This window comes from Rosistilla ulvae (genome assembly GCF_007741475.1).
GTDB lineage: Bacteria > Planctomycetota > Planctomycetia > Pirellulales > Pirellulaceae > Rosistilla > Rosistilla ulvae.
In genome coordinates, this window is sequence record NZ_CP036261.1 from 1,664,501 (window position 1) to 1,681,849 (window position 17,349).

The 17,349-nt window shown below is 59.3% G+C and carries 15 protein-coding genes; 7 read left to right on the plus strand and 8 right to left on the minus strand.

Translation table 11 applies throughout. From position 1 onward, the window contains the following. Window positions 1–313: 313 nt before the first annotated feature. Complete coding sequence (locus EC9_RS06025) at window positions 314–1,102, plus strand: ABC transporter ATP-binding protein (RefSeq protein WP_218934620.1); 789 nt, start codon at window positions 314–316, stop codon at window positions 1,100–1,102. A 42-nt stretch (window positions 1,103–1,144) separates the two neighbouring features. On the opposite strand, the gene folP is transcribed toward EC9_RS06025, so the two are convergent. Beyond that, window positions 1,145–1,999: a dihydropteroate synthase gene (folP, locus tag EC9_RS06030; protein WP_246105978.1), complete on the minus strand. Its 855-nt coding sequence runs from the start codon at window positions 1,997–1,999 to the stop codon at window positions 1,145–1,147. A gap of 86 nt (window positions 2,000–2,085) precedes the next feature. Then, window positions 2,086–2,427 (minus strand): hypothetical protein, encoded by a 342-nt coding sequence (locus tag EC9_RS06035; protein WP_145343237.1) that lies wholly within the window; start codon window positions 2,425–2,427, stop codon window positions 2,086–2,088. Between the two features lie 383 nt (window positions 2,428–2,810). Between EC9_RS06035 and EC9_RS06040 the strand changes: the two genes are divergently transcribed. The 4 genes from EC9_RS06040 to EC9_RS06055 all read left to right on the plus strand — a co-directional run bounded on the left by EC9_RS06040 (window position 2,811) and on the right by EC9_RS06055 (window position 8,420). Further along, complete coding sequence (locus EC9_RS06040; RefSeq protein WP_145343239.1) at window positions 2,811–3,878, plus strand: tetratricopeptide repeat protein; 1,068 nt, start codon at window positions 2,811–2,813, stop codon at window positions 3,876–3,878. 81 nt (window positions 3,879–3,959) lie between these two features. Further along, window positions 3,960–4,991, plus strand: a complete 1,032-nt coding sequence (locus EC9_RS06045; protein ID WP_145343241.1) for an agmatine deiminase family protein — start codon at window positions 3,960–3,962, stop codon at window positions 4,989–4,991. A 179-nt stretch (window positions 4,992–5,170) separates the two neighbouring features. Continuing rightward, window positions 5,171–7,567 (plus strand): dockerin type I domain-containing protein, encoded by a 2,397-nt coding sequence (locus EC9_RS06050; RefSeq protein WP_145343243.1) that lies wholly within the window; start codon window positions 5,171–5,173, stop codon window positions 7,565–7,567. A gap of 100 nt (window positions 7,568–7,667) precedes the next feature. Then, window positions 7,668–8,420, plus strand: coding sequence for a sensor histidine kinase (locus tag EC9_RS06055; protein ID WP_145091186.1), 753 nt, complete (start codon window positions 7,668–7,670; stop codon window positions 8,418–8,420). 105 nt (window positions 8,421–8,525) lie between these two features. Here the strand turns inward: EC9_RS06055 and EC9_RS06060 are convergent, their stop codons facing one another. The 5 genes from EC9_RS06060 to fhcD all read right to left on the minus strand — a co-directional run bounded on the left by EC9_RS06060 (window position 8,526) and on the right by fhcD (window position 13,764). Then, complete coding sequence (locus tag EC9_RS06060) at window positions 8,526–9,620, minus strand: NHL domain-containing protein (protein WP_145343245.1); 1,095 nt, start codon at window positions 9,618–9,620, stop codon at window positions 8,526–8,528. Window positions 9,621–9,698: 78 nt separating this feature from the next. Beyond that, window positions 9,699–10,202: an SsrA-binding protein SmpB gene (gene smpB / locus EC9_RS06065; RefSeq protein WP_246105979.1), complete on the minus strand. Its 504-nt coding sequence runs from the start codon at window positions 10,200–10,202 to the stop codon at window positions 9,699–9,701. 93 nt (window positions 10,203–10,295) lie between these two features. Beyond that, the gene (locus tag EC9_RS06070; RefSeq protein ID WP_145343249.1) at window positions 10,296–11,117 is read right to left on the minus strand and encodes a formylmethanofuran dehydrogenase subunit C; all 822 of its coding nucleotides are present in this window, start codon (window positions 11,115–11,117) and stop codon (window positions 10,296–10,298) included. Beyond that, complete coding sequence (locus EC9_RS06075) at window positions 11,114–12,748, minus strand: formylmethanofuran dehydrogenase subunit A (protein WP_145283036.1); 1,635 nt, start codon at window positions 12,746–12,748, stop codon at window positions 11,114–11,116. Before EC9_RS06075 ends, EC9_RS06070 begins: the two co-directional genes overlap by 4 nt. Before the next feature lie 119 nt (window positions 12,749–12,867). Then, window positions 12,868–13,764 (minus strand): formylmethanofuran--tetrahydromethanopterin N-formyltransferase, encoded by an 897-nt coding sequence (fhcD, locus tag EC9_RS06080; RefSeq protein WP_145343251.1) that lies wholly within the window; start codon window positions 13,762–13,764, stop codon window positions 12,868–12,870. A gap of 185 nt (window positions 13,765–13,949) precedes the next feature. On the opposite strand from fhcD, the gene EC9_RS06085 reads away from it, so the two are divergent. After that, the gene (locus EC9_RS06085; protein ID WP_145343253.1) at window positions 13,950–14,843 is read left to right on the plus strand and encodes a fumarylacetoacetate hydrolase family protein; all 894 of its coding nucleotides are present in this window, start codon (window positions 13,950–13,952) and stop codon (window positions 14,841–14,843) included. 5 nt (window positions 14,844–14,848) lie between these two features. Next, window positions 14,849–15,643 carry an SDR family NAD(P)-dependent oxidoreductase gene (locus EC9_RS06090; protein ID WP_145343255.1) on the plus strand — a complete coding sequence of 265 codons (795 nt, stop codon included), beginning with the start codon at window positions 14,849–14,851 and terminating at the stop codon, window positions 15,641–15,643. A gap of 335 nt (window positions 15,644–15,978) precedes the next feature. Here EC9_RS06090 and EC9_RS06095 read toward each other — a convergent pair whose 3' ends face one another. Continuing rightward, window positions 15,979–17,334: a DUF1552 domain-containing protein gene (locus EC9_RS06095; RefSeq protein ID WP_145343257.1), complete on the minus strand. Its 1,356-nt coding sequence runs from the start codon at window positions 17,332–17,334 to the stop codon at window positions 15,979–15,981. Window positions 17,335–17,349 lie beyond the last annotated feature (15 nt).

Here is a 17,349-nt window from a genome sequence, read left to right on the forward strand (position 1 = left end):
TTGCGGTGTGTGTTTGAGTGGTCCGGGAGAGTTGATTGCCGAAGCCGATTGTAGCGATCGGGCAGCGTTTGGCATGTCAACTGCGATGTCGAGGATCGTTCGAATGGGGCTCGCAAATTCGCTTCGTCTATTGGGCAAGGGGGATTGGATTTGCGCAACGGTTAGGGATCACAAATGAGATCCCGCGTGATGCACAGGCGCAGAACCGATGCACTGTCGATTTGTCGGCCAGTTGTGTTGGTTCGATGGGGTTGTGGTGGTTCGTTGTGTTATTGATTCCGGTCACGTCGTGGCTGAGAAAGGCAGGGACAACATGTCAGGCTTTGTTGAATTTTCTGGGGTAGGCAAAACGTATCGTGAATCGCATGGTCAGACGGTGATCGTTGAGAATTTTGACCTCCACATTGCCAAGGGGGAGTGTGTTTCATTATTGGGGCACAGCGGCTGTGGAAAGAGTACGATTCTGACGATGGCTGCTGGGCTGACTGCGATAACCGATGGCGGCATTCTGGTCGATGGACATGGGGTCGACGGCCCCGGGCCCGATCGCCGCGTTGTGTTTTCGCTGCCCGGATTGCTTCCTTGGATGACGGTCTTCGATAATGTGATGCTCTCGGTTCGACAGACCCATCCCAACGCAACCAGCGAAGAACGCGAAGCGATCGTCGATGGTTTTTTGCATCCTTTGGGATTGTCCGACGTTCGGGATCACAAGGCGACGGAGTTGGCCCGGGGGATCCAGCAACGGGTGGGGATCGCTCGCGCGGTGGCATTGAATCCAAAGATGCTGTTGTTGGACGAACCCTTTGCGCTGCTCGATGCTGAGGACCGCATGACGCTGCAAGATCTGTTGTTGGATCTGCATTGGCGGCATCATTTGACCACGCTGATGATCACTCGCGACATCGACGAAGCGTTGCTGATCAGCGATCGTGTCGTCTTGATGACCAAGGGGCCCAAGGCGACAGTTGGAAAGATCGTCGATGTTCAGTTCGATCGTCCGCGGGTGCGTGCGAAAATTGCGACCCATCCGCAGTATGCCGAATTGCGGCGGCAGATTTCCGCATTTTTAGAGGAACAGGAGCGGATTGACGCCGCTTGATCGGCAGCGCTCGCAGCGCTCGCAGCAACGCAATCGTCCGCGCTATCGGACCGCCCGGCTCGGCGGCTGGCACTGCTGGAACAACTTCAGCGCCGCAATGGTCATCGGCACGTTGTGAACTCGCAAGATGTGCATTCCCGCCGCTGCCATCGCCAGCGAAACGCCGACAGTTCCCGCGTCGCGAAGCGACAAATCATCCCCGGTCTGCTTGCCGATAAACCCTTTCCGCGAGTGCCCGATCAAAATTGGCACGCCCAGTTTCAAGAACTCCGCGGCCCCTTGAAGCAACGCAATGTTATGTTCATGGGTTTTGCCAAAACCGATTCCTGGATCGAGACAGATCCGCTGGGCTTCGATTCCGTGATCCAGACACTGCTGTTTGCGCTCTGCCAGGTATTGATAGATCTCTTGGACGACGTTGTCGTACCGCGGATCGTCCTGCATCGTTTGCGGAGTCCCCTGCATGTGCATCGCGCAGACTGCCACCGCGTTGCCAGCGGCGACGTCGAACATCTGCTGATCGCCCTGCAATCCGGTGACGTCGTTGATGATCTCCGCTCCCGCATCGATCGCTGCTTGGGCGACAACCGCCTTGGATGTGTCGATCGAGATCGGGCATGACAGCCGCTCTCGCAGCCGTTGGATCACCGGAACCACGCGTCGGCACTCCTCGTCGGCATCGACGGGTGGGGCATACGGTCGGGTGCTTTCGCCACCGATGTCGATGATTCCCGCCCCCGCGTCTTCCATTACCAGGGCTGCATCGACTGCGGCGTCCCGATCGATGAACGCCCCTCCATCGGAAAAGCTGTCGGGGGTCGCGTTTAAGATTCCCATCACCACCGGGCCGTTGCTGAAAGAGAGCGAACGTCGGGGCAATTTCCAAATAAGAGACATGGCGGGTTCTGATAATAAAGAACGCCCCGCGATATGCATCGCGGAGCGTTGTTGAATAGAGCAAGAACGAAGCGAATCCGAAGGGATTACTCGTCGGTAGCTTTCTTGACTGCGTCGGCAGCTTCGTTGACCTTCTTCTTGGCAGCATCGGTTGCGTCGCCAGCCGCTTCTTTGACAGCTTCAACCGCTTCGCCGGTCTTTTCTTTGACAGCTTCAACGGCGTCGCCAGCGGTCGCTTTAGCAGCTTCCATCGTGTCGGCAGCAGCGTCGCCAGCCTTGTCAGCGCCTTCTTCGGCGTGATCGGTCATATCGCCAACCGCTTCTTCGGTCGCGGTCGATGCGTCGTCCTTCATCTTGGTCGCTTCTTCGCACCCCGAAACCAAGAACATCACCATCAGCGACGCACACAGCAAACTTACACGTAACATCGTCTTCACCTTCTTTACACTACGAAATTTTGTAGAAATACGAATCCTTTCACGCCTTCAGACTCTCCGTAGTCCCCTAATTCAGATTTTCCTTAACAATATGTTAACGCGATAGGGGGCAATCCAACCGCACGATAAAAGAAACTTTTACAAATATCGCGGCGAACCTGATTCCACCAGCATATTGCCTACAAAACCAACAATCGACATTTGCACAACGCTTCGTTGTACCCGGATATTTCATTGGACAGGTGGGCGTTTAGCCGTTTTTCTTTCCAGGTCTTCTTGGTTTACCCAATTTTGCTTGACGGGGGATGGAGAAATGATCTACGCAGGCCGTTGATAATCCGTCGCGAATCACCGATTGCTGGAAACGTTGTCTTATGCCCGAACAGAAATCTCCCTGGCCGATCCTTTGCTGCAGCATCTTGATCGTGTTGTCGGGGTGCAGCATCGGGACGGAATTGCATGTCTGGCAGCCGCCGTTGGCGGTCGATGGCGTTGGCAAGCGGGTGGCGGTTGCGCCGTTGGTCGGTTCGCCCCAGCTTGCGACCGAGATGGCGCAGACGATCGCAGTTCAGCAGCCCAAGTTGCCACAGCCGGCCGAATTGGTGTCGCAGTACGAATTGTCGCAGGCCGATGGGATTCAATTGGTTTCGTTCGACGATCGTTCTCCCAGCGATCTGGCTTTGCTGCCGGTGGCACGTCGCGCGGACGTCGATTATTTGTTGGTCGGCGAAGTCTTGAACGATCCTTTCGCGGGGCGCTCGCAATCGCTGGCGCACGATGATCCGGAGCTCCAGTGGAAGCTGGGGCAGATGTTGGAGAGCCAGGAGGAAGAGGATCCGATTTTGGCGTTTTCTTGGCGAGTGATCGATGTCGCATCGGGAGAGACCCGTTGGGCAAATCCGATGTCGGTCTCCAAATCGTTTCTCGATGCGACCTATCCCGATTTGTCCGACCAGCAACGATCGCTCAGCCAACAATTGCAAGCGGCAGCTGGTCGTGAGACTTGGAAACTGTTGGTGCCGTTTGTCGGTGCACATCAAGTCGAATTGGCGGTTCCGTGGGTTTCGTTGGGAGCGAAACAGACGCGTCAAGGGAATCAGTATGCGATGTCGGGAGACTGGCAGCAGGCCGAAGCATCCTGGCGCGAGGCGTTGGCGGACCATCCGCGACAGTTCGCCGCGCTGCATAATCTGGCGCTCGCCGCCGTCGCCCGACAGGATTATGTCGAGGCGAAACGCTTGGCCACCGAAGCGCTCTCCAAGCGGGACTCCCGGCTGTTTCAAAAGACTCTGGTTTGGATCGAGGCACGTCAGCGGGAGTACCACAAGGCTTTCGATCTGCCCGATCCGGTCGGCGGTTGGAACTATCGGTCTCCGCGTCCGCTGACCGCGGCGCTCGAGAGAGGGGCAAGTCTGGGGACGCACGCCCCGGTGCCTGACTGAAATGCCGCTAGGGCGGTATAAATGGGATTTTCCAGCCTTGGATCGACCGACCTCGCGATTACCTTTGAGTTCAGAAACCATATGACGCAGCCCCTTCCATCCGTTCGCTGGCCCGCCGAATGGGAACCGCAAGATGCTCTTTGGCTCTCCTGGCCACACAACCGTGAGACCTGGCCGGGCCTTTATGAACCGGTCCCGAAAGCTTTCACCGCCCTCGCCCGACAGATCGCATTGGCGACTCCGGTTCGCGTTTTAGCGGGATCGAAGGTCGCCGGGGAAGCCGAACGCGCCCTCGACGGGATTGCGAACCTGGAACTTGTCGACGTCGAGACGAACGATTGTTGGATCCGCGATTACGGACCGACCTTTGTCCAGGCTGCCGATGGTTCGCTGGCCGGCGTCGATTGGCGCTACAATTCCTGGGGGGGGAAGTATCCACCCTGGGATCGCGACGCCGCCGCGGCTGAAAAAATCCTGAAACAGATCGGTGTCAATCGGATTCCCTCGACGCTCTGTCTCGAAGGTGGAGCTATCGAAACCGATGGCGCCGGGCGTTTGTTGCTGACTCCCGATTGCGTCCTCACCGAGACGCGAAACCCGGGCTGCGACAAGGCTCAGGTCGAAGCGGAGCTCTCCGAAAAGCTGGGCGTGCGCGAATTCATCTGGCTCACCGGCGGCGGGCTGATCGGCGACGATACCGATGGGCATATCGATCAGCTGGCCCGGTTTGTCGATCCCGAAAACCTGGTGATCGCATCGTGTGAGCCGAGCGATCCGAACTACCCAGCTCTGGAGGCGAATTACCAGCAATTGCAGCGTTGGGCGGAACAAGCCGACGGGAATTTCCAAGTCCATCGCCTGCCGATCCCCTCGCCTCGCGAAGTGGATGGTCAGCGGGTGCCGGAATGTTATTGCAATTTTTTGATCAGCGGGGCTCAAGTTCTCGTGCCGACGTTTGCCGATCCTAAATCGGATCGTCTGGCTGTGGCGATCGTTCGCAATCTGATGCCGCAACACGACGTTGTGCCATTGGATGCCTCGGCGCTCAGCTGGGGGCTGGGAGCGTTTCATTGCATGAGCCAACAACAGCCAAGCCCGCATGTGTCGAACTAAGATTGGTACGGAACCAGCTCGATTCGTCCTCCGCTGATAGAGGGGGTTCGCAACCGGATGATTCGTAAACTAAGCTTCCTTATACATCGTGGAACGATGCTCGAGGGGCGGAGACATTCGCCGTGGTTCACTGGCCATCATGTGCCGGTGTTTTTTCTCGTTTCCCAAAAGGTGAAACCTTGAATTTTTCATCACGCTCGGGATCGCAGAATCGAATTCGTCGTACATCGCTGCATCAGCGGCGGCGTTTGGGGGCGGAGCGGTTGGAATGTCGCCGTCTGTTGGCGGTTGCCGAAGGGACGGCCTACGAATTCAGCACTCAGATCGACGCTTCGGCGCTTGTCGGTTCGGTCGATGGATCGGTCCAGTGGGGCGATGGCAGCACGTCGGCCGCAACGGTTTCATCGATCAACACCAACGGTCCGTTGACCGCGGTGATCCGGTACGATTACGACACGCGCGGTTTCTTCACGACCGAGCGACGAGCGCTGCTGCAAGCCGCCGTCGATGCGATGGTCGAACGGTTGACCGATTCGCTTTCGGCGATCACTCCCGGTTCGAGCGACAACTGGACGGCGACGTTTGCCAATCCATCGGATCGCACCAAGCAGGTATCGCTCAATAACCTGAGCGTCAAAGCAAACGAGTTGATTATCTACGCCGGCGCTCAGCCGCTGCCGGGTTCGCAATTGGGGGAAGGTTCGTTTGGCGGGTATAGCGCGTCGGGGACGCAGAGCTTTCTAAATAGTGTTTCGACGCGAGGTCAGTCGGGCGCCGCGGGGAGCAACCCGACCGACTTCGGCCCTTGGGGCGGTTCGATCACTTTCGACAGCGAGATCACCGACTGGTATTTCGACCGTGACATCGACGGAATTCAGCCGGGCGAAGTTGATTTCGTCTCGGTGGCGATGCATGAAGTCGCGCACCTTTTAGGATTTGGCACGTCGCAAAGCTGGAACCAGTTGGTTTCGGGAAGTGGCTTTACCGGTGCGAAGTCGCGAGCCGCCTACGACGGCAGCGGTAACGTGCCTCTCAACGGTGGTCATTGGGATGCAACGATTACCGATGGAGGCCAGGCGACGCTGTTGGATCCGAGCCTTTCCCGCGGCACGCGAACCTATCCGACGGCGCTCGATTGGGCGGGACTGGATGATCTCGGCTGGACGTTGGCCAATCGTCAGGTCACCGTCAGCGGCAGCCACATATATGCTGACAACGCCACGTATGATGTGAACGTTGTGCTCAACGGCAGCCGCATCGGTGAGCTCTCCAAATCGCTATCGGCTTCGGTGACCAACGTAAACCCGACGCTTGAGGTCAGTGAAAATCTGACGGCGACGGTGGGGCAATCGATCTCGATTGCGGATCTTGGGCAGATCAGCGATCCCGGGTTCCGCAACGCCGCCAACAAGACCGATGAAACGTTCAGCTACAGCATCGATTGGGGCGACAGTTCGGCGCTCGACAGCGGCGATGCGACGATCGACCGCGTGGGCAATTCCTCGCGGACCACGTTGGCCTCTTTTGACGCCAACCACACCTACACCTCCAACGGCACGAAAACAGTTCGTGTTACCGTCACCGATGACGATGGCGGCAACGCGACGCAAAATTTTCAGATCGTCGTCGGCCTTCCCCCTGCCCTGTTGTTGACGGTGAATCGAAGTTCGATCAACGAAAACGCCGGGAGCGGCGCGGCGGAATTGACGGTTTCTCGCGGTGCGGCGTCGACAACGACAGCGCAAACCGTTTCGCTGTCCAGTTCGGATCTTTCCGAAGCGAGTATAGCAACCTCGGTCACGATTCCCGCCGGACAGACGAGCGTGGTGGTTCCCGTCACGGCGATCGACGACAACCTGCTCGATGGAGACCAAATCGTTCGGTTCGTCGCCTCGGCCAGCGGATTCGACGATAGCGAGGTTGGTTTGGCAGTGAAGGATGTCGAATCGATCATCGCTTCATTGAATGTATCCGAGATCGCCGAAGACGAACTTGCGGCCGGGATGGCGTTGACCGTGCGTCGATCGAATACCGATACGCAAACCTCTATGATCGTGCAGGTCGCTGGCGATCCGAGTGGAAGTTTGGGGATCGGATCGACGGTCACGATTCCGGCGGGACAGCAACAGGTGGTGATTCCGCTGGCTGGCGAGGACGACACGCTTCAGCAGGGGCCGCGAACGTTCGAACTGAGCTTCACCGCCGACGCTTACCTGTCCGGTGCGGCGGAGCTCTTGATCCGCGATGACGAACCGGCGTTCTATCAAAATCCCGACAATCCGTTGGATGTCAATGGCGACACGTTTATCACGCCGATCGATGCACTGCGGATTCTCAATAGTTTGAATCTCAATGGAGGTTCACGTCGGCTCGATCCTGTGACCGAGCCGCTGGGGACCAGTTTTTTTGACACCAACGGCGATTATCAATTGACGCCACTCGACGCATTGATCGTGATCAATGCGATCGGGCGCCAGGCGACTGGGGAGGCGGCACTGACCGCGGAGAAACGCGACGAAGAATTATGGGCCGTCGATATCGATTGGCTGCTGGATTTGGAAAACCGCGATCTCTAATGCTCTCCCGTTGCACCGTTCCTAAATCGGCAATCCAGGGTTAGCATATACCGGCCGGGGCTTTCGAGGGACTTTTATCCATATCCAATTGCCAGACGCTATGAACGACGATCCAACGGAGTCTGAATCGAAGACGCGCGAGCGACCTGAAGAGGCGAGTTTGCGGCGGCGGTACGAGGAACTAGCCGAATTGGCCGGTTCGTTGGCCCACGAGATCAAGAATCCGTTGAGCGTGATCCATATGAATTCGGAACTGCTCAGCGAAGAGATCGCGGAGTCCGATTCGCCGATCCGTCGTCGAGCGCTCGACAAGGTTGAGATCATCCGCCAGCAGTGCCAGCGGATGGAGAACCTGTTGCGAGATTTCCTCCGCTTCGCCCGCTTGCAGTCGGTCGAACTGACCCCCGGCAGTCTGAACGACCAGATCGATCGCGTGCTTCGCGCCTACCAGGCCCAAGCCGATCAATCGGGCGTCGAGATCCTTCGCTATCTGGACAACGACGCTCCCAGCGTGATGATCAACAGCGACGCGTTGCAGGCGGCGCTGATGAACCTGGTGAAAAACGCGCTCGAAGCGATGGAGGATGGCGGCCAGTTATTGGCTCGCACCTACACGACTAAAAAGACGGTGGCGATCGATCTGATCGACACCGGTTGCGGGATGGATGACAATACGATCCTGCACATGTTTGAACCGTTCTACAGTTCCAAAAATGGCGGCTCGGGGCTTGGCCTGCCGACCGCCAAGAAGATCATCGAAGCCCACGGCGGGCGGATCTCATTGCAGAGTGAAGTCGGCCGCGGGACGAAGTTCACGATCGAGTTTCCGATGCCGCCGCGGTTGCTGCAATAACAACGTCGCGGGCGGTTAGTCTTTAGCCGGCGTTTAGTCTTTAAACGCCTGCACGCGGCGATTGAACAGAGCCCTCTGGAACGGGATGACCGCTGTGGCGGGCGTCTAATCTTTAAACGCTCGCACGCGGTGGTTGATCGTGTCGCCGATATAGACGACTCCCGCCGCATTGACACAGATTCCATGAGGCCGGTCCAGTTGAGCTTCGGTCGCTGCCTCGCCGTCACCTGCTCCGCCGCGATGCTTTGGCCCTTTGCCCGCGATCGTGGTGATCACGTTCTTCTTCAGATCGATCTTGCGAATCGTTTGGTTTTCGGTGTCGACCACGACGACGTTTCCATCGGGATCGACAGCGACTCCCTTGGGCCCGTTGAAGGTCGCTTGCAACGGATCGCCGCCGTCGCCGCTGAAGCCCGATTTTCCGGTCCCCGCGACGTGCGAGAGCTGTTGCGTCGGCAGATCCAACCGCCACACGCTGTGTCCTTCACGCAGCGCGATCCACAGCGTATCGCCATCGATAAACAGAGCTCGCGGCCCAACCATCGAACTGCTTGCGTCCGCCTTGCCCGCCTTGGGCAGCTGCTTTTTGCCGTTGCCGATAAAGGTATCGACGACGCCCGATTCAAGATCGATGCGGCGAACCCGGTGGTTGCCGATATCGGCCACGTACAAGCCGCCACGGTGATCCAACGCGATGCTGTGCGGACGCGAGAACATCGCCTCGGTTGCCGGGCCGCCATCCCCCGAAAAACCTTGCTTCCCCGTTCCCGCGATCGTTTCGATCTTGCCCGTCTTGGCGTCGACGCGGCGGATCACGTGATTCATCATCTCGACGAAATACATGTTGCCGTCGTGGTCGAAGCGAACTTCGTACGGTTCGTTTAAATTGGCTTCGGTCGCCAGTCCGCCATCGCCGCTGTAGCCTTTGTCGCCGGTCCCGGCGACGGTGGTCAGTTGCCCCGTTTTGCGATCCAGTCGCAGCACGCGGTGGTTGCGAACCTCGGTGATGTAGAGTGCATCGTCGGGGCCAATTTCGACGCCGAAGGGATCGCCGACGTTCACCTGCGTGGCGACGCCAGAGTTTCCGTTGTTCGAAGGATCACCGGTTCCCGCGACGGTTTGAATGTCGCCACCGCGAGCGGTTGCGGAAGTCAAACAAACGGCGATTGCCAAACACGTGCACCAACGGAATCGTTTCATGGAGGGGCCTGCTGCAAATTCAAGGGTTCGTGGTTTTGGGAGTCGGCCGTCCCCATTGGGGGCACGGCGGCGTATCGCCTATCGTCGTCGCATCGCGCGAGCAAGTCCACGGTCGGTATCGCGTTTTTTCAAAGTCTCGCGTTTGTCGTGCAGCTTCTTGCCGCGGACCAGACCGATCACGCATTTCGCGATCCCGCGTTCGTTGAAGAAGACGCGCAGCGGGACGATCGTGACGCCCCGTTCCTTCGCCTTGCCGCTCACTTTGTCCAATTCGCGGCTGTGAACCAGCAGCTTTCGCGGCCGCCGCGGGTCGTGGTTCCACAAGCCAGCGTTGGAGTAGTGCCCGATGTCGGCCCCTATCAACCAGAGTTCGCCCCCTTGGATCCGGCCATACGCTTCGTCGAGCGAGAGTTTTCCGTCGCGCATCGATTTCACTTCGCTACCGACCAGCACCATCCCGCACTCGAGCGTTTCGAAGATCTCGTACTGATGTTTCGCCTTCCGGTTCTCGGCGACGTTTTTGGGGGGCGGCGGCTTCTTGCCCGATTTCGCCTTCGATTTCTGCTGTTTTTTCTTCGCCACGTGCTCTACCTGTTGAATGTTGCAATGCGAATTCTACAACACAAACAGACCGCCGGCGAAGGGGAGGCCGTTTGTCGGCGGGCTTGACGGCGATCAGACGCTTGCGTCGCGCGGCTGCCAAACCAAAATCTCTCCCTTGCCGCGAACCGATCCGTCGCCACAGTACCTCGCGTACCCGCCCTCTTCGCTGCGATAGGGGATCTCGATCCCGAAGCCTTGCAGGTGTCGCGCGTACAGATTCAAGAACGTCGGATTGTAATCGGTCGAATAGCGATGGGTTGCCAGCGTCGCCACCGGTTGCAGCGACACGATCGTTCCTCGCCGCATCCAAGCTCCGCACCGCGCTGCGGCGCCACCTCGCAATACGATCGTCCCTCCTTTCATCTGCAGTCCGGCAAGCTCTCCCGCCTGACCACCGACGACGATCAAACCGCGTCGCATCCGCAGACCGATCTCCGATCCAACGGTTCCGTCGACGAGGATCGTTCCGTTCTTCATCCCGGTCAGGCTCCCCACGTAAGCGCCGCCGACGCGATCACCCGCATTGCCGCCGATGTGAATCTCACCGCCAATCATCTCTGCACCGGCCCAGTCGCCAGCGTCTCCGTCGACGGTGATCTTGCCGCCCGACATCGACGCTCCCAGGTGCATGCCAACGTCGCCGCGGATCGCGAGCGTGCCGTGAGTCATCCGGCTGCCGATCTGCTGGACCTTGCGGAGGTCCCCTTCGATCTGCAGTTCGTCCGCTCCCTCGCCTTGCACGTCGAAGAAATCATCGACGCGGCAACGTCGGCGTCCGTGCAGGATCTCAATCGCGCAGATCGCATCGTGCGACAGACCGCTCAGCCCGTCGGGCGACAGTCGATCGGCTTGCAGCGGCACCTTCGGCTGGCGTTTCAGTTTTAAACGGATCATGGATTTGCGTCGCAGTCGTGCACTTCGGGCTGTTCGATTCCGCTGATGTCGACGGGATAGTTTTCGAACGCCAGCGAATAACAATCCTCAAACCGCGGTCGCAAGAAGGCGTCGGTGTCGGGATTGTATTGCGGTTTGGAGATGAACTGCTGCCCTTCGGGCGTCTCGCGAATGTCGCCATCGTCGATCACGATCTCTCCCGCTTTGATCACGTACCGCGGGTGGCCAAACATCCGGGCGATATCTTTGTCGGCGCGATAGATCACCAGGTCGGCATCTTTGCCGATTCCAAGATTCCCCTTCTGAGCGAGCCCCAATGCGCGGGCCGGTCCGGCGGATGTGATCGTTGCGATTTCGTAAAGCGTGTACTCACGCGTCAGTTCGGGCAGCGTGATTCGACTCTTGATCTGCGGCGGCAGGATCTTCATGCAATCGTTGCGGAAGTCGGCCGACATCAACAACTGAATGATCTCCGGATACCGCCAAAAGCAGGCTCCGTTGGGATGATCGGTCGTCAGGAAAACTCGCCACGGATCGTTGATCAGCAGCAACAGTTCCAATCCGACAGCCCACTGCACGGCGTTCACCAAATTCGATGGCTTGTACGTGTAGGGGACGATCCCGCAGCCGGTTTCGTTTTCGACATCCAGATTGCCCCACTTCCGCCCCGTCAATTGGTACAGCATGTGTTGCCACGGGCCGTCGGCGGTGATCGTGACCGCGTCGCCAAACAGCACCGCTCCGGCGTCGGTTGTCATATGAGGATGGGCGTTGAAGTAGTCGGCCATCTGCGCCGATTCGCTGCGAATCGTATCCCAGTCGTCGCCGCCGTAAGCGTGATATTGAAGATGGGCGATGTGAGCGCGATGCCCTTCCAGATGCTTCATCGTTTCGATCGTCGTCGAAATGTTCCCCGGTGCGCCCAGGTTGTTGCAGTGCAGGTGCATCGGATGGGGCAGCTGGAGATCGTCGACGATCCGAGCCAGGTTTTTCACGATGTCGCCCGGCGTCAGCTTGTGATACCCAGCGATCGGGCTGGTCAATTGCTTCGCATCCTCGCCCCACTTCCACGCCGCCACGCCGCCGGGGCTGACCGCTTTGACGCCGTAGGCTTTGGCCGCCCAGACGTACCAGGCGACGACATCTTTCGCCTTTTCGTATTCTCCCGCCTGGATCAGATCCATCATGATCTCGTTGTTGGCCATCAACACCAGGCAGCTCTTGTCGACGATCGGGATCTCGCCAAGCTCTTCGTGCGTGTGGCGTGCCGACAGCACCGGCACCGCCGCTTCGTTGACCGTCGTCCAGCCCATCCCGGCGTACAGATAACCTGTCGCAAACGTGCTGGGCGTCATCCCACCAATGCCCGATCGCCGCGATTGGTTGCGGATGAAGGTCTGCGTGCGGCGATGGTCCTCGGGCGTCATCGCTCGAGCAAAATTCATCGCGCCGCCGGCGACATGCGTATGCACGTCGACGCCGCCGGGAAAGATGATCAAGCCGGTCGCATCGATCTCGCGTGCTCCGACGGCCGACTCCGCGATCCGCCCGTCGACGATGCAGATGTCGCGGACTTCGCCGTTGATCTGGTTGGCGGGATCATAAACGGTCCCCCCCGTGATGCGAAGCATGATGCGGTTGCCTGAAGTGGTCGAGTGTCGAGTGATTTTTTTGGGCGAGGCGATCGCAGGTGATCGCGACCTCCGAGTATACCGCTGCCGCGGCAGGTTGTCGTCGCGATGGCTGACGATCAATCGATCGATGGCAACCGATGCAGATGAAAGTGATGTGGTCCCAGTTTGCCGCCGTAATTGCCAGCTGAAATCCGCAGGACTCCTGGCAGCGAAGCCGCTCGCAGGCCGACCGCCATCGCCGTGGCAACCGCTTGCTCGGAGAGCCCATCGATCACGATCTCGTAGACCGCCCGCTCCCCCGCTTCGAGATCGCTGTCGCATTGTCCGATCAACGTCGGGCACCACGTGTGGCTAGTGCTCGCCGGCAGTTTGTCGTATTTCGATCCGACCTTCGATCCGCTGCGAACGATCCCCGCCGGGAACGGCAGGATCACATCGTCGAGCGATTGGATCGCCGCGACGGCGGCTCGCACCGCGGCAAGGGTCTCGATCTGCGAGCGGCCACAGACCAGCAGATTGCCGCCGCCGATCCCCTTCACCGTTCCGGTGACGTCTTCGCAAACGAACTCGCCGTCCATTACAGGGATCCGCCAAAACCGACGGTCGCCCAACTTCTTGGAGAACTGGTAGCCATCGCCGAAGAACCGCAACTGGGCTCCGATCTTGATCCGATCCTCTTTCGACTCGCTGGTCATTCCCGCATAACATGCGGTCGTCGGGCAGGTGAGGACATTCTGGCCGATCCGCGACGCGACCGCTTTCTCTAAGGACTTGCGATTGAACGCAAACGCCAGCACGCTCACGCCCGGTCGCCCGTCGGGAGTTTGGTCGGCGACGAGGATCCGTTCGATCCCAGCTTCGGCATCGCATCCGATCACGCTCGACGCGTTGCCGCAGAATTCCTGAGCCGCGATTTTCGCAAGTTCCGCATCGATCGCCGTGATGATCAACCGCGTCGCTTTCATCGGAAAGGCTTCGGCAAACGTATCGTCGATTTTGGGAAGGGCGTTCATGGGGGAAGCTGCTCGTGAAATCGGGGATTGCCGTCGCGTCAACACAGCGTAACGAGCCGGCTGGCCATCGACCAGACACGCACCGCATCGGCTTTTCCGACCGCAGGCGGTAGCGTACGATGGTCGGGGCAGCACCGTCGCTGCCCTATCCCGCCGCGATCCTCTTCGAAAGGTCCTTTGTACCCATGCGCTACTGCCGTTTTGAAATCGACAATGTTGTCCAGTTGGGTCTTATTGCTGGCGACCGGATCACGCCGCTGGCGGGAATCGATGCCACGCTCCCGAGCACGATGCAGGAACTGATGGCGACCGAGGGCCTCGATGCGCGGCTGGCCAAAGCGGACGGTGCGGAGAGCATCGCCGTCGATTCGGTGAAGATTCTCGCACCCGTTGCGGCTCCCGAAAAAGTGATCTGCATCGGACTGAACTACCGCGACCACGCTATCGAAACGAACAGCCCGATCCCCGAATCCCCTGTCGTCTTCTGCAAATTCCCCTCCAGCGTGGTTGGCCCGGGCGATCCGATCATCTTGCCAACGGTCAGCGACAGCGTCGACTACGAAGCGGAATTGGTGATCGTGATCGGCAAGACAGCGCACAATGTTTCGGTCGACGAAGCGATGGACTGTGTCTTCGGATACACCTGTGGCCACGACGTCTCGGCTCGCGATTGGCAGAAGGGAACTCCCGGCGGCCAGTGGCTGTTGGGCAAAACCTTCGACACCTTTGCACCGATCGGTCCGGTGATCGTCGACAAATCGGAGCTCTCCGATCCGGGCAACCTGTCGGTCAAGATGCACGTTTCGGGCGAAACGCTGCAAGATGGCACGACCCGCGAGCTGATCTTCAGCATCCCCGAACTGATCGCTCACCTGACGCAGATCGCCACGCTGCGTCCCGGCGATCTGATCTTCACCGGGACACCGCCGGGAGTCGGTGCGGCGCGGACGCCGAAGCGATTCCTGAAGCCAGGCGACAGCTGCACCGTCGAAATCGAAGGGATCGGCGGCTTGACCAACCCGTGTGTCGCGGCTGATAGCGCCGAAGCGAAGTCGTTTCGCGCTCAGCGGTTTGCGTAACCGCGATGGCCAGTCACGTCGAAGATTCGGCTAGCCTGAAGGATCGGACGGTTGTCGTCACGGGCGGTTCCAGCGGTATCGGCCGGGCGACCTGCCTGCACATGGCAGCTCGCGACGCGGCTGTCGTTGTGCATTACCGGCAGAACGAAGCGGGAGCCGAAGAGACCGCGGAGGCGATTCGCGCGATCGGTGGCGAGGCGTCGATCGTGCAAGCGGATTTGCAATCCGCCGCCGACCGAGAGTCGTTGGTCGACATCTGTTGGCAGCGGCATGAGCGCATCGACAGCTGGGTTCACAACGCGGGGGCCGATGTGTTGACGGGCGACGCTGCCAAGTTGAGCTTTCAAGAAAAGCTCGATCTGTTGTGGGCTGTCGATGTCCGCGGCACGACCGATCTCGCAAGACGTGTCGGTGATCGGATGCTTGCTCAACCTGCCTCGGATCTTCCCGCCTCGATGCTCTTCATCGGTTGGGACCAAGCTCCGCATGGGATGGAAGGAGATGCGGGGATGATGTTTGCCCCGATCAAAGCTGCCGTGATGGCGCTGTCCAAGAGCATGGCTCAGTCGCTTGCTCCCGACGTTCGCGTCAATTGTATCGCTCCCGGATGGATCCGGACCGCCTGGGGGGAAGTCGCCGACGAAGCGTGGAGCCGTCGGGCGATCAGCAGTTCGCTGCTGCAACGTTGGGGCAGCCCCGACGACGTGGCCGCCGCGATCGCCTTCTTATGCAGCCCCGCCGCAGCGTTCATCAACGGCCAGACGCTCGAGGTCAATGGCGGTTGGAATCGCAAGCCGTAGGTTGCTGCCGGGATTGGAGCCGTGGTACGCCGAAGGTGTTTCAGAGGGTAGCCGGTGGTCGAGCGTTAGCGAACACCACCGGTTTCGAAGGCAATCGTACGCGGTCGACCCCGAAAGTGGTCGCAGTGCACTACACCCGCCCGGCGAAGCACGAAGGGTCGGGAAGCGAGCGTCGAGCAAGTTTTCCGGGCGGGCCGATACGCGACATCGACCGGCACGGATTGACTGTGCAGATGCCCCTCCCCGAACTTTGCTGCGCTCGTTCGACCCTCCCCCGCATACTGCGTTTGGGGAGGGTGAATTCACTTGGTCAGCTGTGGGCCGCGCCAGTTGTATTAGATCGACAGTTCGGCGTTGCTGTCGCCGAAGCTCTCCAGTTCGATGCCGTTGCGTCGCAGCATCGATAGGTACAGGTTGCACAACGGCACTTGCCCTTCGGCCGCGAGATGGCGTCCGGATTCGATTCCGGTGCTGCCGCCACCAGCCAACAAGATCGGCAAGTTGTCGGGATCGTGGCGGTTGCCGTCGGAGAAGCTCGAACCGAACATGATCATCGAATGATCCAACAGCGTCCCCTCCCCTTCCTGGATCGCGTCCATCTTCTGGATCATCTTCGTGAATTGTTCGACATGCCAACGGTTGATCCGCTGGTATTGGTCGATCTTCTTTTCGTTGTTCTCGTGGTGCGACAGCTCGTGGTGGCCACCTTTGACGCCGTCGAGGAACGAGAAGTTGCGTCCCGAGACGTCGTTGGCGAACATCATGCTGCAGACGCGAGTCGAATCGGTTTGGAAGGCCAAGACCATCAGGTCGAGCATCACGTCGATGTGTTCGCGGAATTCGGCGGGAGCTCCCGGGCGGCGGGCTGCGATCTGCGCGGCGTCGAGCGTCGGTTGCCATTGCCGCGGATCTTCGCGCATCGCATATTCGATCCGCCGTTCGACCGACCGCACCGAATCGAGATACTCGTCCATCTTGAATTGATCGTCGCGGCCGAGTGTCTTGCGAACACGGCGGGCGTCCTCCAAAACGTAGTCCAATAGATTGCTGTCGGCCAACGCACCCTTAGCCTGCTTCTGACCGAACAGACGCTCATAGACGACGCGTGGATTGATCTCTTTAGCGACCGGTCGCGACGGCGATTGCCATGAGATGTGCGAACCGTACAACCGCGTGTATCCGACGTTGCTGTCGATGCCGCTGATCACCGGTTCGGTCCCCAGTTCCAACGAAGGAATGGGAGTCAGCCCGCTGTTGTGTTGAGCGATCAATTGGTCGACCGAAGCACCGCCGCTGCTGATGTTTTTGCCGGTCGTCTTTGCCACAGGCATGCCGGTCAGAAAGTTCGCTGTCTTGGCGTAGTGCCCGTCGCCACCGTGGCTGTGCTTTTTATCCAGCCCGGTCAGCACCAACACCTTGTTGCGGATCGCTTCGATCGGTTCCAGCGACGGCGTCAACTGATAATCGCTGCCCGTCTTCTCCGGCACCCAAGCCTTTTCCCAGACACCGTTGGGGAAGTAGATAAAGGCGTTTCGCAGCGGTGGTGCCACCGCTTCGCTGCCCCGCAGCCATTTGCTGGACGCCAGAAACGGCAACCCCAATGCAGCGCCGGTTCCTCGCAGGAACAGACGACGGTTGACACCTTGAGTTCTCTTGGACGAAGTCGTTGCGGGATAAGCGTTGCGGTTCATCGTGAGGCTCCGGAT